Annotated in this window: 18 protein-coding genes and 1 riboswitch; of the genes, 11 read left to right on the forward strand and 7 right to left on the reverse strand. The window is 69.0% G+C overall.

The features are described from left to right. The first annotated feature begins 36 nt into the window (after positions 1-36). The 6 genes from AC3A5N_RS03895 to AC3A5N_RS03920 all read left to right on the forward strand — a co-directional run bounded on the left by AC3A5N_RS03895 (position 37) and on the right by AC3A5N_RS03920 (position 6,756). Positions 37-891: a transglycosylase SLT domain-containing protein gene (locus AC3A5N_RS03895; RefSeq protein WP_487735989.1), complete on the forward strand. Its 855-nt coding sequence runs from the start codon at positions 37-39 to the stop codon at positions 889-891. A gap of 26 nt (positions 892-917) precedes the next feature. Then, complete coding sequence (locus AC3A5N_RS03900) at positions 918-2,993, forward strand: flagellar biosynthesis protein FlhA (RefSeq protein ID WP_487736313.1); 2,076 nt, start codon at positions 918-920, stop codon at positions 2,991-2,993. Further along, positions 2,990-3,709, forward strand: coding sequence for a sigma-70 family RNA polymerase sigma factor (locus tag AC3A5N_RS03905; protein WP_487735990.1), 720 nt, complete (start codon positions 2,990-2,992; stop codon positions 3,707-3,709). The genes AC3A5N_RS03900 and AC3A5N_RS03905 overlap by 4 nt, the downstream gene beginning before the upstream one ends. Before the next feature lie 35 nt (positions 3,710-3,744). Continuing rightward, positions 3,745-3,958, forward strand: a riboswitch (cobalamin riboswitch). A 172-nt stretch (positions 3,959-4,130) separates the two neighbouring features. Next, positions 4,131-5,003, forward strand: a complete 873-nt coding sequence (locus AC3A5N_RS03910) for an ABC transporter substrate-binding protein (protein ID WP_487735991.1) — start codon at positions 4,131-4,133, stop codon at positions 5,001-5,003. Beyond that, positions 5,000-5,983, forward strand: coding sequence for a FecCD family ABC transporter permease (locus AC3A5N_RS03915; protein ID WP_487735992.1), 984 nt, complete (start codon positions 5,000-5,002; stop codon positions 5,981-5,983). The genes AC3A5N_RS03910 and AC3A5N_RS03915 overlap by 4 nt, the downstream gene beginning before the upstream one ends. Beyond that, positions 5,980-6,756 (forward strand): ABC transporter ATP-binding protein, encoded by a 777-nt coding sequence (locus AC3A5N_RS03920; protein WP_487735993.1) that lies wholly within the window; start codon positions 5,980-5,982, stop codon positions 6,754-6,756. The genes AC3A5N_RS03915 and AC3A5N_RS03920 overlap by 4 nt, the downstream gene beginning before the upstream one ends. 7 nt (positions 6,757-6,763) lie before the next feature. On the opposite strand, the gene purD is transcribed toward AC3A5N_RS03920, so the two are convergent. Next, entirely contained in the window at positions 6,764-8,053 is a 1,290-nt protein-coding gene (gene purD / locus AC3A5N_RS03925; RefSeq protein ID WP_487735994.1) for a phosphoribosylamine--glycine ligase, read from the reverse strand. On the opposite strand from purD, the gene xseA reads away from it, so the two are divergent. From xseA to AC3A5N_RS03945, 4 genes are read left to right on the forward strand one after another with little or no spacing between them, the layout of a single operon-like run. After that, the gene (gene xseA, locus AC3A5N_RS03930) at positions 8,052-9,533 is read left to right on the forward strand and encodes an exodeoxyribonuclease VII large subunit (RefSeq protein WP_487735995.1); all 1,482 of its coding nucleotides are present in this window, start codon (positions 8,052-8,054) and stop codon (positions 9,531-9,533) included. The two genes, purD and xseA, sit on opposite strands and share 2 nt — an antisense overlap. An 18-nt stretch (positions 9,534-9,551) precedes the next feature. Then, positions 9,552-9,758 (forward strand): DUF2093 domain-containing protein, encoded by a 207-nt coding sequence (locus AC3A5N_RS03935; protein WP_487735996.1) that lies wholly within the window; start codon positions 9,552-9,554, stop codon positions 9,756-9,758. Further along, positions 9,755-10,693 carry a M23 family metallopeptidase gene (locus tag AC3A5N_RS03940; RefSeq protein ID WP_487735997.1) on the forward strand — a complete coding sequence of 313 codons (939 nt, stop codon included), beginning with the start codon at positions 9,755-9,757 and terminating at the stop codon, positions 10,691-10,693. Before AC3A5N_RS03935 ends, AC3A5N_RS03940 begins: the two co-directional genes overlap by 4 nt. Before the next feature lie 40 nt (positions 10,694-10,733). Then, positions 10,734-11,705, forward strand: a complete 972-nt coding sequence (locus AC3A5N_RS03945; protein WP_487735998.1) for an esterase-like activity of phytase family protein — start codon at positions 10,734-10,736, stop codon at positions 11,703-11,705. An 89-nt stretch (positions 11,706-11,794) separates the two neighbouring features. Here the strand turns inward: AC3A5N_RS03945 and rpmB are convergent, their stop codons facing one another. Beyond that, a complete protein-coding gene (rpmB, locus tag AC3A5N_RS03950; RefSeq protein ID WP_487735999.1) occupies positions 11,795-12,082 on the reverse strand; it encodes a 50S ribosomal protein L28 in 288 nt (95 codons plus the stop codon). Between the two features lie 133 nt (positions 12,083-12,215). Between rpmB and tadA the strand changes: the two genes are divergently transcribed. Further along, positions 12,216-12,671 carry a tRNA adenosine(34) deaminase TadA gene (gene tadA, locus AC3A5N_RS03955; protein ID WP_487736000.1) on the forward strand — a complete coding sequence of 152 codons (456 nt, stop codon included), beginning with the start codon at positions 12,216-12,218 and terminating at the stop codon, positions 12,669-12,671. Positions 12,672-12,681: 10 nt separating this feature from the next. On the opposite strand, the gene AC3A5N_RS03960 is transcribed toward tadA, so the two are convergent. The 5 genes from AC3A5N_RS03960 to AC3A5N_RS03980 form a co-directional block, all read right to left on the reverse strand. Beyond that, positions 12,682-13,383: a ribonuclease T2 family protein gene (locus tag AC3A5N_RS03960; RefSeq protein WP_487736001.1), complete on the reverse strand. Its 702-nt coding sequence runs from the start codon at positions 13,381-13,383 to the stop codon at positions 12,682-12,684. After that, positions 13,380-14,240, reverse strand: coding sequence for a carboxylating nicotinate-nucleotide diphosphorylase (nadC, locus tag AC3A5N_RS03965; protein ID WP_487736002.1), 861 nt, complete (start codon positions 14,238-14,240; stop codon positions 13,380-13,382). The genes AC3A5N_RS03960 and nadC overlap by 4 nt, the downstream gene beginning before the upstream one ends. A gap of 149 nt (positions 14,241-14,389) precedes the next feature. After that, positions 14,390-17,698, reverse strand: coding sequence for a TonB-dependent receptor domain-containing protein (locus AC3A5N_RS03970; RefSeq protein WP_487736003.1), 3,309 nt, complete (start codon positions 17,696-17,698; stop codon positions 14,390-14,392). Between the two features lie 90 nt (positions 17,699-17,788). Further along, complete coding sequence (locus AC3A5N_RS03975; protein ID WP_487736004.1) at positions 17,789-18,808, reverse strand: FecR family protein; 1,020 nt, start codon at positions 18,806-18,808, stop codon at positions 17,789-17,791. Then, positions 18,774-19,364, reverse strand: coding sequence for an RNA polymerase sigma factor (locus tag AC3A5N_RS03980; RefSeq protein ID WP_487736005.1), 591 nt, complete (start codon positions 19,362-19,364; stop codon positions 18,774-18,776). Before AC3A5N_RS03980 ends, AC3A5N_RS03975 begins: the two co-directional genes overlap by 35 nt. Positions 19,365-19,403: the final 39 nt, after the last annotated feature.

Raw genomic sequence — 19,403 nt, forward strand, 5'->3', positions numbered from 1 at the left:
TAAACCCTGGCGAGTACAACCAAGCCGGGGATTACCTTGTCAGGGGTCACACCAGTCCAGCGCAGCGCAGCGCCGCCCGACGGCGTGCAGGCATCGATCGCTCGCGCATCGGCCGCGACCGGCGCCGATTTCGACTACCTGCTGGCGCAGGCGAAGATCGAGTCGAATCTCGACAGCAATGCCCGGGCGCGCACATCGAGCGCATCGGGGCTCTACCAGTTCATCTCCTCGACCTGGCTCGAGACGCTAGACCGCCACGGCAAGACCCACGGGCTCGGCTGGGCGGAGGCTGCGATCGTTCAGGAAGGCGGCCGCGCAAAAGTCGGCGACGCCGGAATGCGCGCGCAGATCATGGCGCTGCGCTTCGATCCCGAAGTCTCCTCCCTGATGGCGGCCGAGCTCGCGCGCGACAACGCGGGCGAACTCTCCGGCTTTCTGGGCCGTGAGCCGGACCATGCCGAGCTCTACCTCGCGCATTTCCTCGGCGCGGGCGGCGCCAAGAGCTTCCTCGGCGCACTGCAGGACAACCCGCTCATGTCCGCCGCCGCACTGTTCCCCAAGCCTGCGCAGGCCAACCCCGCGATCTTCTATCAGGGCGGGCGCGCGCGTTCGGTCGGCGAAGTCATGGACCTGGTGCGCGGCAAAATCGAAGGCGCCAAGCGGGGCGGCGCCATCGCGCCGGCATCGGGCGCCGGCTATCTGCCCACGACGCCCGCCGCCGCCTTCACACAGGCGCGCAGCACCTTCGCCTCCGAGCCCGCCCGGTCTGCGCCGCGGCCCTCGATGGCGGAGACTCTGCAGACGACCTTCGGCGGCACCGACGGCCTCGGTAGCCGCGCCGCGCAGCACGTGGGTGAAGCCTACGGCAAGTTCAGGGCCTTCGGGCTGTGACCTGGCGCTCCTTCCTCGCGCCGTCGATGGCGCTGCCGGTCGGCATCCTGACGATCATCGTGCTGATGGTCGTGCCGATCCCGCCGGCGATGCTCGACTTGTTCTTCGTGCTCAACATCGCGCTGTCGGTCGCGGTGCTGATGGCGGCGATGAATGCGGAAAAGCCGCTCGACTTCTCGTCCTTCCCTTCCGTCCTGCTGTTCGCGACGCTGCTGCGCCTGGCGCTAAACGTCGCCTCGACCCGCGTCGTGCTGATGAACGGGCACGAGGGCGAGGCCGCGGCGGGCAAGGTGATCGAGGCGTTCGGCGCCTTCCTGATCGGTGGCAGCTTCGCCGTCGGCCTGTTCGTCTTCATGATCCTGATGATCATCAACCTGGTCGTCGTGACCAAGGGCGCGGGGCGCGTGTCGGAAGTCTCGGCGCGCTTCACGCTCGACGCCCTCCCCGGCAAGCAGATGGCTATCGACTCCGATCTCGCCGCCGGGCTTATGACGCCGGAGGAAGCCAAGGCCCGCCGCCGCGAGATCGCGACAGAGGCGGACTTCTACGGCTCGATGGACGGCGCCAGCAAGTTCGTGAAGGGCGACGCGATCGCGGCGCTGCTGATCCTGCTGGTCAACATCGTCGCCGGCTTCGTGCTCGGCATGGCCACGCACGGCCTGTCGGCGAGCGAGGCGGGCGAGCTCTACGTGACGCTGGCCGTCGGCGACGCACTCGTCGCCTCGATCCCCGCCCTGCTGCTGTCGATCGCCGCGGCGGTGATCGTGACCCGCGTTTCGGACAGCCGTGACCTGACCGGACAGATCGGCGGCCAGCTTGCCGAGCCGGGCATCTGGCTGCCGGTCGGCTGCATCCTCGCGGCCATGGGCATGATCCCGGCCATGCCGCAGTCGGTCTTCCTGCCACTCGCCGCCGGCGCCTTCGCGCTCTGGCGCGCGCTCAGGCGGCGCAAGGCCTTCGTGCCCGTCGAAGAAGCGGAACCCGCGCCCGACGCGAGGCGGATCGCGATCGAGGACATCTCCGAACAGGCGCTGGTGACGATCGAGCTCGGCTTCGGGCTGGTTCATCTCGCCGATGACAGGCGCGGCGCACCGCTCGTCGCGCGGCTCACCGGCCTGCGGCGGCAACTGTGCCAATCGTTCGGCTTCATCGTCCCGCAGTTTCGTATCAAGGACAGCTTCGACCTGCCGCCCGACCGCTACCGCGTGACGCTGGGCGGCGCGCCGCTCGGCGCGGGCCAGCTCCGCCCCGATCGGATGCTGGCGATCGACACCGGCGAGGCCGGCCAGCTCGCACTGCTGCCGGGCGAGGCGACCCGGGACCCGAGCTTCGGCTGCCCGGCCGTGTGGATAGACGCTGCAACGCGCGATCTCGCCGTGGCCGAGGGTTATCTCGTGGTCGACGCCGAAAGCGTCATCGCCACGCACGTCAACCAGTTGCTCTCCGCGCGGCCGCAGGACCTGCTCGGCCCCGATCAGGTGCGCGAGTTGCTCGACATGGTGCGCGAGCGCAACGCGCAGATGGTCGAGACAATCACGCCGCAGCCGCTCTCGCTCGCCGCCGTCACGCGCCTACTGCGCGCGCTGCTCGCCGACGGCATTTCGCTCGCGCATCCGCTGCCGATCCTCGGCAGCCTGTCGCAGGCGGCGCAGCAGACGACCGATCACGACCGCCTGATCGATATGCTGCGTGCCGATCTCGGCCCGATGCTGGTCGGCAGCCTGTGCGCGCCCGACGAGCGCCTGCCGGTCATCACTCTCGCTGCCGAGCTGGAGGAGATGGTCGTCGGCGGGTTGCAGGATCCGGCAAGTGGCACCGTCGTGATCGAGCCCGATCTCGCCCGCTCGATCGGCGAACGCATCGCCACGATCCTGACCGCCCGTCCGCCGGGCGCCAGCAAGCCCGCGCTGATCGTCCAGCCGCGCGCCCGCCGCCCGCTAGCCGGCCTGCTGCGCCTGCGCGCGCCCGGCTGCGCGGTCCTTTCGATCAACGAACTGCCCGTCGCACAGCCGATCGACGTCATCGCAGTCGTCGGCGGCGACGAGCAGGCGCAGACTCCCCAGCCGGCGCCGGACATGGACAGGGAGCCCTTGGCCGCATGAGGTACGACCATTCCGAGTTCGCGGTGGCGGAGGCCTATCGCGGCAATGTCGGCGACCGGGTGACCCGGTTCCTGCCGATGGTGCGCAAGCTGGCCTGGCACCTGTCGGGTAGCGGCGGCCCGACCGTCGACGTCGAGGACCTGATGCAGGCTGGCCTCGTCGCGCTGACCGAATGCGCGCAGAAGCACGATTCGCCAAGTGAGGACGGCTTTGCCGCCTATGCCAAGCTGCGCGTGCGCGGCGCGATGGTCGATCTGCTGCGCAGCGCCTCGCCCGATCCACGAGGCGCGCGCGCCAAGCGGCGGATGATCGAGGACAAGAAGGCGAAGCTCCACACTGCGCTGGGGCGCGAGCCCTCTTCAGCCGAACTTGCAGAGGCGTTCGACATGACCGTAGCCGACTTCGTCCAGTTCGAAAGCGATCTTGCGGAGACCCGGCTCAACTCCCTCGACGAATGCTATTCGGAAACGAATACCGCTTTCGCCTCGAGCGAGCCGGATGCGGAGCGGCAGGTACTGCAGCAGGAGGACCGCGAGAACCTGATTGCGGCAATCGCCTCCCTCGGCGAGCGGCACCAGCTCGTGATTCAGCTCTACTTCGTCGAGGAGCTCAACCTGTCCGAGATTGCCGATGTGCTCGGCGTCAGCGTGCCGCGCGTCCACCAGCTCAAGGCCGCCGCCCTCGCGCAGATGCGCAAGGCGATGGCGGACGATTGATCCCAGCAGGCATTGACAAGCCGTGGCTCCGCGCCGCATCTGCGGCGTCAGACGGTGCCGCACGCGCTTCACGCACGCGCGGCTAAGAGGGAAGCCGGTGAGACGCCGGCGCTGTGCCCGCAACTGTAAGTGGGGAGCCCCGAGCCATCACGTCACTGGAAATCGCTTCCGCAACGGAAGCGATTGTCGGGAAGGCGGCTCAGGGGCGACGATCCGCAAGTCAGGAAACCTGCCGTCGCGTCGTTCGTCCGGGGAGCCGGGTCAGCTCAGTCGGACGGGAAACGCGTTTTCCCGCAGAAGCGACAGCAATCGGCCGGGTCTCCGGCGCCGGGGCGAGCAGCCCTGGCGGGCCACGACTGTCCAGAGCGAAGCGGGGTTCCGAGCCCTCCCCCGCGAGCTTGAGCGATTCGGGAAATCCGCCATGCGCAACGCAGCGGAATGCACGAGACGAGGCGGCCGACTGGCGGCCGGCGCGATAGCGTTTGCGCTCCTCCTGACCGCATGCGCCCCGGCGCACGAACCCGATGCCGGCGGCGGCGAGCCGCAGCGCATCGTCAGCCTCGACTATTGCGCCGATCAGTACGTGCTCCGCTTCGCCGACCGCGACGCGATCGTCGCGCTTTCGCCCTACGCCGGGGACCGCTTCTCCTACATGCGCGCCGAGGCGGAGGGGCTGCCGACGGTGCGGCCGCGCACCGCCGATATTCTCGCGCTCCAGCCCGATCTCGTCGTCCGCTCCTTCGGCGGAGGCGCCGACGTAGTGCCGTTCCTCGAGGAACTGGGCGTGCCGGTGGTCCAGATCGGTTTCCCGCAGACGATCGCCGAAGTGCGCGGCGAAGTCCTGCGCGTTGGCAGCGCGCTCGGCGCGGAAGCCGAAGCGCAGCGGGTGGCCGCCGACATGGACCGCCGCCTCGCCGCCTTACCCGAGCCCCCTGAGAAAGCTCGCACCGCGCTCTACATGACGCCGGGGGGCATGACCTCAGGGGAGGGAACGCTGGTCCACGAGATCCTGCGCACCGCGGGCCTCGCCAATTTCCAGGACCGGCCCGGCTGGAACACGCTGCCGCTCGAGCGGCTCGCCTACGAGCACCCCGACGTGGTCGCCGCGGCCTTCTACGAAGGCGTCGAGAGCCAGGCCGACAGCTGGAGCGCCGCGCGCCATCCGGTCGCCCGGGCGCAGCTCGAGAACCGGCCCGTCGTGCCGCTCGAAGGCGCCTGGACGAGCTGCGGCGGCTGGTTTCTGATCGACGCGATCGAGGCTCTGTCGCACGCCGCCCGCGGAGAAATGCCATGACCGCCCGCGCGAACGCTCTTCTCGCTGTTGCGCTGATCGGCGCGATCCTGCTCGCTCTGCTGCTCGGCTCGGTGCCGCTATCGCCCGCGCGGGTGCTCAGCGCCATCGGCCTGCAAGGGAGCGCCGGGGATACGCTCGTGGTCTGGCAAATCCGCATGCCCCGCGCGCTCGCCGCCGCTGTGGTCGGCGCGGCACTGGGGATGAGCGGCGCGGCCTTGCAGGGCCTGCTGCGCAACCCACTCGCCGAACCGGGCATCCTCGGTGTCTCGGCCACCGCAGCGCTGTTCGCGACGTTCGTGCTGTTCTTCGGCCTCGCCGGGGCCGGACCGCTGATCCTGCCGCTGGCCGCAATCGCCGGGGCGCTGGCGGCGACACTGGTGGTCGCTCTTGCGGCGCTGCGGACCCGCTCGGCAGTGACGCTGATCCTCGTCGGGATCGGTCTGTCGAGCTTCTCCGCCGCGCTGATGGCACTGCTGATGAACCTCGCGCCCAATCCCTTCACGCTGGCCGACATGATCAACTGGACGCTCGGCACAGTCGCCAATCGCAGCTTCGCCGATCTCGCCTATGCCGCGCCGTTCCTTGCGATCGGGGCCGCGATCCTGCTCGCCACCCGCCGGGGCCTCGCCGCGCTGGCGCTGGGCGAAGAGGCGGCCGAGGGGGTCGGGCTCGATCTCAGGCGACAGCGGCTCGCGGTGATCCTCGGCGCGGGACTGGCCACCGGCGCGGCGGTCTCGCTCGCGGGGGCGATCGGCTTCGTCGGCATCGTCGCGCCGCATCTGGTCCGGCCCTTCGTCGGCTACGACCCGGCGCGCCTGCTGGTGCCCTCGGCCCTGCTCGGCGCACTGGTCCTGGTCCTCGCCGATATCGGCGTGCGGCTCCTGCCGACCGACTCCGAGCTGCGATTGGGCGTTGTCGCTGCGTTGATCGGAGCGCCGATCTTCGTCTGGATCGCCGCCCACGGGAGGCTCGTGCGATGAGCGTGCTCGAAGCCTGCGGACTCACCTATCGCGCCGAGGGACGGCCGCTGGTCGAGGGTGCCAGTTTCCGGCTCCAGCCGGGCGAGCTGACCATGCTGATCGGCCCCAACGGCTCGGGCAAGTCGACCCTGTTGCGGCTCGCGCTCGGCCTACTCGCACCCGACGCCGGCGAGGCGCTGATCGACGGCGCCGGCGTCCGCGGTCTTTCGCCGATGGCTCGCGCGCGCAAGGCGGCCTACCTGCCGCAGACCCGCCCGCTCGCCTGGCCCATGCCGGTGCGCGACGTGATCGCGCTCGGCCGCTTCGCCTATGGCGCGGCGCCCGGCCAGCTCTCGGCGGAAGATGCGGCGGCGGTCGCGCGCGCGATCGCAGCCTGCCGCCTCGCCGGGTTCGAGAGCCGCGCCGCCGACACGCTCTCGGGCGGCGAACTGGCGCGGGCTCACCTCGCGCGCGCACTCGCGGCGGAAACCCCGCTGCTGATCGCGGACGAGCCGGTCGCCGCGCTCGACCCACGCTACCAGCACGAGGTCGCGCAGCTCTTCGCCGATGCCGCGCACGAGGGACGCGCCGTGCTCACGGTGGTACACGACCTCACACTGGCCGCGCGCTATGCGGACCGGCTGATCTGGATGAACGAAGGCCGGATTGTCGCCGACGGCAGCGTCGGCGAAACGATGACGGCGGAGCGGCTCGCCGCGGTGTTCGGCATCGAGGCCGAAGTCGCGCCGAACGGGTCACGCGTTTCGCTGACCATCGCCGGCCCCGCGCGCTGACCGCGCGTTACTTGCCCGCTTCGCGCTCGACCTCGCGCCAGCCGATGTCGCGGCGGCAAAAGCCTGTCGGGAAGTCGATAGCGTCGATCGCCCGGTAGGCCTCCGCCTGCGCCGCGCTGACGTCGGCGCCGCACGCCGTCACGTTGAGCACCCGCCCGCCGCTGGCGACCAGCCTGTCCCCCTCCAGCCGGGTGCCGGCGTGGAAGACCTTGGCGCCTTGCGCTTCGGCAGCGCCAAGATCGATCGCCCCGCCCTTCTCGGGCGCGCCGGGATAACCGTTGGCGGCCATCACGACCGTCAGCGCCGCCATCTCCGAGCGCTTGACCGGCGGCTGCGTGGCGAGGCTGCTGGTGGCGCAGGCGAGCATCAGTTCGCCCAGATCGCTCTCCAGCCGCATCATCAGCACCTGGCATTCGGGATCGCCGAAGCGGCAGTTGTATTCGATCAGCTTGGGCCCATCCTCGGTCAGCATGAGGCCGGCGTAGAGCACGCCCGAATAGGGCATGCCCTCGTCCGCCATAGTCTTCACCGTCGGGGCGATGATGCGCTTGAGCACTTCGCCATGCATCGCGGGCGTCAGGACCTTGGCCGGGCTATAGGCGCCCATGCCCCCCGTGTTGGGGCCGGTGTCCCCATCGCCGACGCGCTTGTGATCCTGCGCCGTGCCGAACGGCAGGATCGTCGCGCCGTCGGTCAGGGCGAAGAAGCTCGCTTCCTCCCCTTCCATGAATTCCTCGATCACGACTTCGGCGCCGGCCTCCCCGAACTGACCGCCGAACATGTCGGCGAGCGCGGCCTCGGCTTCCGCGCGGTCCTGCGCGATCACCACGCCCTTGCCCGCGGCGAGCCCGTCGGCCTTGAGCACGTAAGGCGCCTCGAACCGGCCGAGTGCGGCTTTTGCTTCGTCGAGCGACGTCGTGCGGACGTAACCGGCGGTCGGTATCCCCGCGCGCTCGCATAGATCCTTGGTGAAGCCCTTGCTTCCCTCGAGCTGGGCGGCGGCTTTCGAGGGACCGAACACCGCGACCCCTTCGCCGCGGAGCGAATCGGCCAGCCCGTCGACCAGCGGTGCCTCCGGCCCGATCACGACCAGACCGATGCGCTTGTCTTCGCAGAAGGTGATCACCGCCGCGTGATCGGCGGCATCGAGCGCGACGCATTCCGCATGATCGGCGATCCCGGGGTTGCCGTGCGCGGCATAGAACTTATCCTCGGGTCGCGAGAGCAGGCGGGATTGCGCCAGCTTCCACGCCAGCGCATGTTCGCGCCCGCCCGAGCCCAGCAGAAGGATGTTCATGGCCGCTCCAGATTTCGACGATGGTGGCAGTAACGGCGGGCTCGTAGCGCGCGAGCGGCAAGGGGACAACGCCGCGCCGCTTTCGATCACGGAAATATCCAACCTGCTCAAGCGCACGGTCGAGGACCGGTTCGGCTTCGTGCGGCTGCGCGGCGAGCTTTCCGGCGTGAAGCGCGCCGCCTCGGGCCACGTCTACTGCTGTCTCAAGGATGAAGGCGCGGTGCTCGATGGGGTCATGTGGCGCACGACCGCGCAGCGCCTCTCCTTCGTACCGGAAGATGGGCTGGAAGTCGTCGCGAGCGGCAAGCTGACGACGTATCCCGGGCGCTCGAAATACCAGATCGTCATCGACAGCCTGGAGATCGCCGGCGAAGGCGCGCTGCTCGCGCTGCTGGAGAAGACGCGCCAACGCCTCGCGGCGGAAGGCCTCTTCGCGGCCGAGCGCAAGCGTGCGCTGCCGTTCCTGCCGCGCACGATCGGCGTGGTCACCAGCCCGACCGGCGCGGTGATCCGCGACATCCTCCACCGCCTGGCGGACCGCTTTCCGAGCCACGTCGTCGTCTGGCCGGTGCTGGTGCAGGGCCAGGGCTCGGCCGAGCAGGTCGCCGCCGCGGTGCACGGGTTCGGCGCGCTGCCGCAAGGCGGGGCAGTGCCGCGCCCCGACCTCCTGATCGTCGCGCGCGGGGGCGGCTCGATCGAGGACTTGTGGAGTTTCAACGAGGAGGTCGTGGTCCGCGCGATCGCCGAGAGCCCGATCCCGGTCATCTCCGCCGTCGGGCACGAGACCGACACGACGCTCGCCGATCACGCTGCCGACCGGCGCGCGCCGACGCCGACCGCAGCCGCCGAAATGGCGGTGCCGGTGCGCGGCGAACTGGCGGCAACCGTCGCCGACTTCGCCGCCCGCAAGCGCCGGGCGATCCTGCGTCCGGTGGCGATCGGCCGGGAGCGGCTGGAAGCGCGAGCGCAGCGCCTGCCGAGGCCCGAGGCGCTGCTCCAGCCGCAGGCGCAGAAGCTCGACGAACTGGCCGAGCGGTTGCGCCGCGGGCTCAAGGACCGCGCTGCGCAGGCGCGCGAGCGGCTGCAGGCCGATGCGGCGCGGCTCTCACCCGCCAGCCTGCGGCACAGGACCGACCGCGCGCGGGACCGGCTGGACGCGAGCCGGCTCACGCCCCTGATCGCAACCGCGCGCCTCCAGCGCGAGCGTGAGCGTTTTGCCGCGCTTGAACGCCTGCACGCATCGCTCAACCCGAAAGCGCCGCTCGCGCGGGGATTCGTGCTGGTGAAAGATGCAGGCGGCGAGCTCGTGCGCTCGCGCAGCGCAGCGGCTGCCCAGGCCCGGCTCGAGATCGAGTTTGCCGACGGCGCGCTGGGCGTCGTCCCCGCCGGTTCAGCACCGGGCAACCCGCCGCCGCGCAAGGTGTCCAAACGCTCTGCCGGCGCGCCGCCGCGGCAGGACGATTTGTTCGATCTCAAATGACTTGCTAGGGCGATGGCCATGTTGATGAATTCCGGCAGCAACGGCGAGGCGAAGCTCGCTTACGGCCCCAACGCGTTTCGCGTGATGCGGCCCGGGCAGCACGTGTTCTGCGCAGTGACGGGCGAGGCTATTCCTCTGGAGGAGTTGCGCTACTGGAGCGTCGACCGGCAGGAGCCCTATGCCAGCGCCGAGATCGCCACGCGCCGTCTGAACAAAGGCGAATGAGCCGCGCAGCCTTTACCATTCGCGCACTGACCGGCGCAGGCGCTGCAGCCGCGCTTGCAAGCTGCATCCCTTCGCCGCAGGTCCCGGACGCCGTGGTCCAGCCGATCCCGACGCCTGTCCCGAGCCCGACGCCAAGTCCGATGCCCCGCCCCACTCCCGCGCCGCTGCCCGGCCCGACGACCTTCCTCTTCCAGGGCGAGACGACGCAGGGCGGCTGGATCCGCGGGCAGGCACCGGCCGGAACGGTCTCCGCGCGGCTCGGCGAGCAGGAGCTTGCGCTCGATGCGGAGGGCCGCTTCTTCGCCGCCTTCGACCGCGACGCGGGGCCGTCGGCCAAGCTCGTCGCCACCCTTTCCGACGGACGCATGATCGAGAGCCCGATCGCGGTCAGCCCGCGAGACTGGAATATCGAACACGTGAACGTTGCGCGCAGGTCCGGCGGACCGAGCGAGGCGTTCATGAAGATCCGGCGGCCGGAGCTCGAACAGATCTACGCGGCGCGCGAGATCGAATCCAACATCGACGGCTGGCGGCAGGATTTTATCTGGCCCGCAACGGGCCGCATCTCCGGCCGCTTCGGCTCCCAGCGGGTGTATCGCGGGGAGCCCGGCGCCTACCACTCGGGGCTCGACATCGCGACCGGCGAGAGCGGCACGCCGTTCGTCGCGCCCGCCGACGGGGTGGTCGTGCTTGCGCCGGAAAAGCCTTTCAGCCTCGAGGGCAACCTGCTCATCATCGATCACGGCCAGGGGCTCAACAGCGCCTTCCTCCACCTCTCCCGGATCACCGTGAAGGAAGGGCAGGTCGTCCGCCGGCGGCAGCACATCGGCAATATCGGCGCCAGCGGACGCGCAACCGGACCGCATCTGCACTGGAGCCTCAAGTGGCGCGACGCGCGTCTGGACCCGCTGCTTTTCCTCGGCCCGATGCCGTGACCGCTTGACCGGCCGACGAGGAACGGCGACCCGCACGGCCATGCGCCGCCCCACGCGAATCCGGCTCCTCGCGATCCTCGCGGTCGTGGTGCTCGCAGCGCCCGGCACATGGCTGCGCACAGTGCCGGTGCAGGACTTGCGGCCCATCCTCGAAATCACACCCGTCGAGGTCGACCGGGGCCACATTGGCGAATTCGCGATCGAGGGAGTGTGGGAACTGCGCAGCGCGAACAGCCACTTCGGCGGCTATTCCGCCTTGCTTGCGCTGCCGGACGGGCGCCTTCTCGCCGCCAGCGACCGCGGGCGTTTCCTGCGCTTCGCCCCGCCCGGCGCCGCCCCGCAGCCGCCCGAATTCGGCGCGATCGGCGGTGAGGCTACCGAGAACAAGCACGCCGTGGACGCCGAAGCGCTGGCCAGCGACCCGGCCGCGGACCGCATCTGGGTCGCATACGAAGGGCGCAATTCGATCGTCCGCTTCGGCCCGGAGTTAGTCGAGGGCGAATCGGTCTCCCCGCCCGCCATGCGCCGGTGGTCGAGCAACGGCGGACCGGAGGCGTTGGCGCGGCTGCCCGACGGACGTTTTCTGGTTCTGCAGGAAGGGCGGCCCGACTGGTCGGAGCAGTACCAGGAGGCGCTGCTGTTCCCGAGCGATCCGGTGGAAGGCGCCCCGCCGGTCGAATTCCGCTACGCACCGCCGGCTGGCTACCGCCCGGTCGATGTCACGCCCCTGCCCGACGGCCGGGTGCTGATTCTCCACCGAGCGGTCACGCTCGGGCTCCCCTATGCCTTTGCCGTGCGCATCGCCGTGGCCAATCCGGATGCGATCCACGCCGGCGAGGTCTGGCGCGGGCGCGAGATCGGCGCGATCGCCGCCCCGCTGCCGGCCGACAACTTCGAAGGGATCGCGGCCGTCCCACGCGCAGACGGATCGGTGACCGTCTGGCTCATCAGCGACGACAACAACGCCGTCCTCCAGCGCACGCTGCTCTACCGCCTGCGCTGGACACCCTGAAGCCGGACACAGCGAAAGGGCGCGCGAATCGCTTCGCACGCCCTTTTCGAGATCCTGTTCGCGGGAGCGCCCGCAGGCGCCCGTCCGAATCAGACGGCTGCTTGAGTCTTCTTGAGCTCGCGCTTCACCTTGAGCGCGCGCGCGCTGAGCTTCTCGTCACGGGTCTTGAGCAGCCAGTTGTCGAGGCCGCCGTTGTGCTCAACCGAGCGCAGGCCGTGCGTCGAGACGCGGAACTTGAAGCTGCGGTCCAGCTTCTCGCTCATCAGCGTGACGTGCTGCAGGTTCGGCAGGAAGACACGCTTGGTCTTGTTGTTGGCGTGGCTCACGTTGTGGCCGACCTGGCGGCCCTTGCCGGTCAGTTCGCAGATGCGCGACATGGGAAAATCTCTCGTTCGTGATCTGATGGGACTAGAGGCCATAGCCGTCCCGGAAAGCGGCGCGCTTAGCGGGGCTCATGCGAATCGTCAAGCGCGTTGCACCCTGCGCGGGGTGCCGCTAGCCCCGGACGCCATGAGCCGCTGGCCGATCCCCGATCCCATGCAACGCGCATTAGCCCTCGCGCAAGAGGCCGCCGATGCCGGCGAAGTGCCGATCGGCTCTGTCGTCGTGCGGGACGGCGCGATCATCGGCGAGGGGCGCAACGCCCCGCGCGCGGCGCACGACCCGACCGCCCATGCCGAGATCGCGGCGATCCGCGCCGCCGCCTCCGCACTCGGCGACGAGCGCCTGACAGGCTGCGAGTTGTGGGTCACGCTGGAGCCCTGCGCCATGTGTGCCGGCGCGATCGTCCATGCCCGCATCGCCCGCCTCTACTACGCCGCGCCCGATCCCAAGGGCGGCGCCGTCGAACACGGCGCGCGCGTGTTCGACCATCCACAGAGCCTGCACCGGCCGGAGGTCTACTCCGGCATGGGCGAAGCCGAAGCGGCAGAGCTGCTGCGCGCCTTCTTCCGCGAAAGACGGTAGTCGGCGGATTCTACAACCCGCGCCACACCTTCACCGGCGCCGCGTCTTTCGCCCCATACCGCCGCGCATCGCACTTCGTCGGCCGGAAGTCCTTGCCATAGCAGAGCCGCAACTCCTCCAGCCAACCTCGTCCGTCGAGATGCACCCCCACCGCGTCCGCCCGCCAGCCGCGGTTGGCGAGCAGGAAATGCTCGCGGATCGTGCCCGCCGTCAGCCCCTCCTGCCGCGAGAGCCGGTCCATGTCGGGAAAGCGCAGGCTGTCCCACAGGATGCGCGTGACCTTGAAGTAGGTCTCGGGCCTGGCGACCATACAACTGCCGTGCTTGGCCCACTGCCGCGCCGCGAGCGATGCGGAGGGCATCATGCACAGGTTCCGCCGCACCTCGGCCGGCGACGCGCGACGCGCGGTCGGGCACCACTGCGGCCAGGTGCCGCGCCCCTCGGGCCACAACCCGTGGACCACGAACCCGAAGCGGCCATTGCGGCCCGAGCACTGCATCCGCTGCGCCGCCCGCCCCTCGCGCCCCTTGCAGAACTCCGGCGACCACGACAGTGCCAGCGTGTATCCCCGCACCGGCACCTGCCGCGCCGGCCCCTCCCGCGCGACATCGGGCACGGAGACAGCTCGGGGCACCTGGCACTGGTAGGCCTGGGCGTGCGCAGCGCTGCCTGCGCCGAGCACACCGAGCGCTAGGAGTGCCGCAACCCTCACAACGGCGTGAAGTCGAGCCCGATGTCCGCCGCGGGCGCGCTCTGAGTGAGGCGGCCGACGGAGACGTAGTCGACGCCCGTCGCGGCCATGGCGGCGATGGTCGTCAGGTCGATGCCGCCGCTCGCCTCGGTCGGGACGCGGCCGGCGACTATGGCAACCGCCTCGCGCAGCGTCGCGGGGTCCATGTTGTCGAGCAGCAGATGGTGTGCGCCGGCCTCCAGCGCGGGCTCGATCTGGTCCAATCGGTCGATCTCGCAGATGATCGTCGCGACCCCGGCCTCGCGCGCGCGGCGCACGGCCTCGGCCACGCCGCCGGCGACGAGGACGTGGTTGTCCTTGATCATCGCCGCATCCCACAGGCCCATGCGGTGGTTCTGCGCCCCGCCCATGCGGACTGCGTACTTCTCGAGATGGCGCAGGCCGGGGATCGTCTTGCGCGTGTCGAGCAGCACGCAGTCCGCATCGCCCATCGCGTCGACATAGGCGCGCGTCATCGTCGCAATGCCGGAGAGGTGCTGCACCGTGTTGAGCGCGCTGCGCTCCGCAGTGAGCATGGCCCGCGCCTTGCCCGAGAGGCGCATCAGGTCGGTCCCGGCAGGTACCCGGGCGCCCTCCTCCGCCAGCACCTCGATCTCCATCTCGGGATCGAGCACGCGGAAGAAGGCCGCGGCGATCGGCAGCCCCGCGACCACGATCGCATCGCGCGTGTCCATCGCACCGGAAAAGCGCGCCTCGGCCGGGATGACGCTCTCGCTGGTAACGTCGCGCCCGCCACCGGGCAGCCCCTCGCCCAGATCCTCGGCCAGCGTCTCGCGCACGAAGCGGGCCAAGTCGAAGCCTTCGATCTGGAACGTCATGCCTTCTCCATCCTAACTCGCCCGCTCGTTACGAACCGACGCCGCCGAAGGCCAGACATTCCGCCCCTGACGGCACGCGAAAGAGGCCGACGCCTGCCTCCGGAGAGGCGAGACGCCGGCCCAGTGTCCCTCGGGGAGAGGGAGATGTGCTAGAACCCCTTGGTCACGCTGAAGCCGATGATGCGCGGATCGAGAGTGAAGACGTTGGTCGTCAACGCCGTGTCGTCGCTGTTGGTGAAGAAGTCGGTGATCGGCGCATCGTTGAACACGTTCTTCACATAAAGCTGGAAGGCGAGCTGCGATTCCGGGCGCTCGAGCGTCACCGCGAGATTCAAGTTGTCCCACGCCTTCAGCCGGTCGTATTCGGTGTTGTAGACCCGCGCATAGCTCTTCGCCTGCCGGTAGTAGTCTCCGCGGAAGGTCAGCTCCCAGTCGTCGTCTTCGAGGAAGAAGGTGTACTGGGCGCCGAGGTTCATCGTCCAGCGCGGGGCATTGGGCAGCTCGTTGCCGGACAAGTCGGCATAGAACCCGCGCCCGCCGTTCGGCGCGCCGCTGCCGCCGTCGGCGATGTTGAGGCCCACCGTGTCCGGATTGTAGGCGGCGAAGGGATCGTAGGTGAACCCGAAGAAGGCCCAGTACGGCAGTTGTCCGGGAGGGGCGTCCGGATTGAAATTGCCGATCCGGTTCGATCCCGGGCAGAGCGCCGACAGCGCCAGCTGTTCCAATCCGGTTTGCGCTGCCAGGATTTGCTCCACGAACTCGGTCGGCGCGATGCAGTTTGACGGCACCTGAAGCCAGGGACGGAGCAGCATCCAGTCCTCGTTGCCCTGGGTGCGGTTCATCACGTCGATCGACTGCGCGCCGTCGGCGAGCTTGGTCTGCAGGTAGCCGAAGTTGGCATCCAACCTGAAGTTTCGCGAGGGGCGCCAGGCCGCTTCGAACTCGAGCCCCCAGGTCGTCGCATCGAAGTTCTCGTTGTAGGCGATCCGGTCCACGATCTGCGAGATCTGATAGTCGTCATAATCGTAGTAGAACGCCGTCGCATTGAGGATCAGCCGGCCATCGGCGAAGGTGTTCTTCATGCCGATCTCGAACGCGTTGAGGAACTCGGGGCGGAACGTCTGCGGCAGCGGCTGATACTGCACCACGTCTGGATTGAAATCGACGCGCGGCGGATTGGTCCCCCCGCCCTTGTACCCGCGCGCGAACGACGCATAGATCAGCGTATCGTCGGTGAAACCTAGCACCGGCTGCCAGTCGAGCACCGCCCGCCCGGTGAACTCGCCCCACTTTTGCTCGATGTCCGGCAGCGCGGGATAGCCGCTGTTCACTCGTCCGCCCGTTGTGCCTCCGGGGAAATCCGTTTCGGTGCCGCCCCCCAGCAGCAACTGGCTGGGGATCTGGGTCGATGTCTTCTTGTCGCGCGTATAGCGAAGGCCGAGCGTCAACTTGAGGTCGTCGGCAATGTTCCAGTACAACTCACCGAATGCGGCCCAGCTCTTGGTCCGGACCCCGTTCTGGCTGAGGAAGTAGTTGTGGCCCTGATTGTTCAAGCTGCCGATAGGATTGCGGTCGACGTAAACGCATTCGCGCTCCTCGACACCGAGCTCGCATGGCAGCGTTGCGTTCTGCCCAGAAGCGGGATGGCCAAATGGCGGGACACTACTATAGAACCAGTCCGCGATAAGGGTGAACATGTTGTTGAAAACATAGTAATTGTCTTGCGTTTTGAAATCGAGATAATTCGCGCCAACGTTGAAGTTTACGGGACCGTCAAAATCGGATTGCAGCCGAATTTCCTGCGACCACTGGCGATTGCGCGACTGGCTTAGGTCTGCCGAAACCATGCGATCCGAACATCCCAGCTGCGGATCGCAGAAGATGCCGCCCGGCGTCGGACCTGGGTATGTCTCGGTGTCCAGTGGTATGCCGCGGCCGGTGACTAGCGGCTGCGTCGAATCGTTGAACAGCGGGGCAGAAACGAAGCGGTTGTAGTCTTGAGTCGAGAAGTAGCGATCCCGCGAATAGGTCGTCTGCGATACCAGCGTCAGGCCGTCTGACGGTTCGAACTCGAGGTTGAGCTGCACGACGTCGTTCTTGGCGCGGAACTTCGGGTCATAGCTGGTCGCGATCTCGCGCAGGTCGCGCGATTGCGTCAAACCCTCATACGGATCGCCGCTGTTGGTGACGTACACCGGCGGGCCCCTGGTGCCATCAGGAAGAACCGAGCGCCCGAGAGAGATGCCGGTCGGCACGGTTAGATAGACGAGGCTGTCGCCATTCGGCACGCCGTAGGCGCCGTCGTCGTAAAGCGATCCTGGCAGGCACCCCTGGCTCATGCGTCCACGCAGCACCGGATCGGTGATCGCGATGTCGCCGACCATCTCGGGCCCCGGGTCGGTGTGGCAAAGCTGCTTGCCGGTGCGCGAGCGGTTGTCGTCTTCCTCGAAATGTTGCCAGATGACGTTGGCGCGGAAGCGGTCGCTCGGTTCCCATTCGGCGATCGCGCGGGTCGACCACAGGTCGCGGCCGTTCACGCGCTGCTGGGTGAAGGTGTTGTAATCGAACCCGTCGCGCTTGGTCCACTGGCCGGCCACGCGCACGCCGAAGGTATCGCCCAGCGGCACGTTGAGCATGCCGTTCAGCCGGCGGGTGGAATAGCTGCCCACCTCGGCCTTGACCGAGCCTTCCAGTTCATCGGTCGGCAGCGCCGGGATCAGGTTGACCACGCCCGCCGTGGCGTTGCGGCCGTAGAGCGTGCCCTGTGGCCCGCGCAGAACCTCGATCCGCGCCATGTCGAAGAATTCCGACTCGAACAATCGGTTGCGCGCCAGCGCGGTGTTGTTGAAGCTGACCGCGACCGCGGGATCGCTCGCCGCCGAGATCGCCTTGGTCCCGACCCCGCGGATCGAGAAGTTGTACATGCTGAAATTGCTTTTGGAGAAGTTGACGTTGGGCACGGCGCGCAGCAGTTCGGCGCCGGTTTCGATCTTGTAGTCGTCGAGCCCCTCGCCGGAAATCGCGGTGACGGCGATCGGCACGTCCTGGATCGATTCCTCGCGCTTCTGCGCGGTGACAATGATCACCTCCTGGCGGTGGGGCGCCGCTTCCGGCGCGGCGCTCGCCGACGGGCTCGGGGCCGATGCCGGAGCGGGCGCCAGCGCGTAGGTGCTGTCGTCGCTCGAAACGATCCGCAGGCCCGCATCGGCGGCGATGCGGCGGATCGCCTGGTCGACCGTCATGGCGCCTTTCAGCGCACGGATCGACTTGCCCCGGACCGCCGCCGCGCTGACCAGGATCTGCACTTCGGCCTGTGCCGCCACCGCCGGGATGCCAGTCGCCGCCGGCTGGGCCGGCACGTCGAAGGTTCTCGTCTGCGCCGTGGCCGGCGTGGCCACGGCAACCGCGCAGACAGCCGCCGAAGCCGCAAGAGCGCCGCGAAGATCGCGATACCGCATGTAATCCCTCCCATGTCATCGCCCGTTGTTCGGGTCCCATGACTACGATGCATCACGTAGGCTTTTCCGTTTCTGCCGCGGCCCTTTCTGTCACTTTCGCGACAGCACGATCCGGTCGGGCCCGGCCTCGACACGGGCGTCGAGCAGCGCCGCCGCCGCGTGGGCGAAGGCCTCGGGTTCGTTGGTGCGGAAGCGGCCGATCATCTTCTCCTGCCCCAGCGCCGGGTCGGCGATCTCCAGCTTGACCGCGTTGTAGCGATTGAACGCGGCAGCGGCCTCCGCCACCGTGTCGCCTTCGAAGACGAGCTGACCCGTGCGCCACGAAAGCGAGCGGTCGATCTCTTCACCGGTGGCGACCACCTGCGGCGCGCCGGGCGTCTTGCCGACGAACGTGCGCATGCCGGCGGAGACGCGGCGGAGCGCCCCCGCCTCCCCGTCGCGCCAGACCTCGACGGTGCCTTCGGTGACCTGAACCTCGACCCCGCCGCCCGTGCGGTGCACGGCGAAGGCAGTGCCGACGGCCTTCACCCGCACCTCGCCGGCTTCGACCACGAATGGCCGCGTCCGGTCCTTGGCGACTTGGAACCAGACCTCGCCCCGTGCCAGCTCGATCTCGCGCACCTCGGGGGTGAGTGTGACGTCCAGCGTCGTCTGGGTGTTGACCGCCGCAAGCGAGCCATCCTCCAGCGGCACGCGCCTGATCTCGCCGAGCGCGGTCTCGATCCGCTGCGACGGAGGCTGGAGGATCTCCGGTAGGAACAGACCAGCCGCGAGGCTTGCCGCAATGGCAGCACCGGCGCCCCAGAGGACCCGTCGGCGCGGCAGTGCGCGTCCGCGATCGGCGTGGGACAGGTCCGCCTGGGCCTCACCCTCTAGCGCTTCCGGGACGGCCTCTTGCGCCGGAGCCTGGCCGGCGCTCAGAACGCTCGCCCGGTCGAGCATGCGCCACGCCGCCTGCGCGCGAAAATAGGCGCCGCGCCGGCGTTCGTCCCCGGCGAGCCAGGCCTCCAGTTCGGCACGCGCGGCCGCGCCGCCGCCTTCGCGGTCGATGCGGGCGACCCATTCGGCCGCGCGATCAGAGATCGCCTGTGCTGTCTCGCGCTCGCTCATCTCGTGCCATTTCCGTCAATGCCTGCTCGGCGTTCCGCTCCCCCTCCGCGATCGCTTGCAGAATCAGTTTGAGACCCTTGCCGACGTCGTTCTCCACCACGTGCTCGGTCACGCCCAGCCGGCGGGCCACCTCGCGCTGCGGCAAGCCTTCGATCTTGCGCAGCTCGAATATCCTCCGGCATCGCTCGGGCAGTCCTTCGATCAGCCGCCGCACACGCTCCAGCTCGCGGCGGCCGCCCGCCACCCGCTCCGGCGAGGGCTCATCCAGAACGATGTTCAGGTTATCGATTTCCGTAACCGAATCGATCCGCACCACGCGCGCGCGCCTGAGCTGCATGAGGACGATGTGGCGCGCGGTGGTGAAAAAATAGGCGCGGCCGCTACGGATATGGCCGATCTCGTCGAGCCGCGCGATCTGGCAATAGGCTTCCTGCACGACGTCCTCGATATCGGCGGGATCGAGCGTGCGGCGAAGCCAGGCGCGCACGTCGCTCTCGTGGGGAAGGATCTCGCTCCCCACCCAGTCCATGATCCTCTCGCGGCTCTGCCTGCTCACGGCGCGCTGCTACACCCCCCATTCCAGGCACGATGCACG

It is taken from the genome of Pelagerythrobacter sp. Soil_C_18 (assembly GCF_057657235.1).

What these genes read in the sequence shown, in the direction of transcription:
- AC3A5N_RS03970 (WP_487736003.1), bottom strand. Translation starts at nt 17,698, where the DNA reads ATGCGGTATCGCGATCTTCGCGGCGCTCTTGCGGCTTCGGCGGCTGTC.
- AC3A5N_RS03905 (WP_487735990.1), top strand. Translation starts at nt 2,990, where the DNA reads ATGAGGTACGACCATTCCGAGTTCGCGGTGGCGGAGGCCTATCGCGGC.
- rpmB (WP_487735999.1), bottom strand. Translation starts at nt 12,082, where the DNA reads ATGTCGCGCATCTGCGAACTGACCGGCAAGGGCCGCCAGGTCGGCCAC.
- nadC (WP_487736002.1), bottom strand. Translation starts at nt 14,240, where the DNA reads ATGACGTTCCAGATCGAAGGCTTCGACTTGGCCCGCTTCGTGCGCGAG.
- AC3A5N_RS03920 (WP_487735993.1), top strand. Translation starts at nt 5,980, where the DNA reads ATGAGCGTGCTCGAAGCCTGCGGACTCACCTATCGCGCCGAGGGACGG.
- AC3A5N_RS03910 (WP_487735991.1), top strand. Translation starts at nt 4,131, where the DNA reads ATGCGCAACGCAGCGGAATGCACGAGACGAGGCGGCCGACTGGCGGCC.
- AC3A5N_RS03975 (WP_487736004.1), bottom strand. Translation starts at nt 18,808, where the DNA reads ATGAGCGAGCGCGAGACAGCACAGGCGATCTCTGATCGCGCGGCCGAA.
- tadA (WP_487736000.1), top strand. Translation starts at nt 12,216, where the DNA reads ATGAGCCGCTGGCCGATCCCCGATCCCATGCAACGCGCATTAGCCCTC.
- AC3A5N_RS03945 (WP_487735998.1), top strand. Translation starts at nt 10,734, where the DNA reads ATGCGCCGCCCCACGCGAATCCGGCTCCTCGCGATCCTCGCGGTCGTG.
- xseA (WP_487735995.1), top strand. Translation starts at nt 8,052, where the DNA reads ATGGCCGCTCCAGATTTCGACGATGGTGGCAGTAACGGCGGGCTCGTA.
- AC3A5N_RS03940 (WP_487735997.1), top strand. Translation starts at nt 9,755, where the DNA reads ATGAGCCGCGCAGCCTTTACCATTCGCGCACTGACCGGCGCAGGCGCT.
- purD (WP_487735994.1), bottom strand. Translation starts at nt 8,053, where the DNA reads ATGAACATCCTTCTGCTGGGCTCGGGCGGGCGCGAACATGCGCTGGCG.
- AC3A5N_RS03900 (WP_487736313.1), top strand. Translation starts at nt 918, where the DNA reads ATGGCGCTGCCGGTCGGCATCCTGACGATCATCGTGCTGATGGTCGTG.
- AC3A5N_RS03935 (WP_487735996.1), top strand. Translation starts at nt 9,552, where the DNA reads ATGTTGATGAATTCCGGCAGCAACGGCGAGGCGAAGCTCGCTTACGGC.
- AC3A5N_RS03915 (WP_487735992.1), top strand. Translation starts at nt 5,000, where the DNA reads ATGACCGCCCGCGCGAACGCTCTTCTCGCTGTTGCGCTGATCGGCGCG.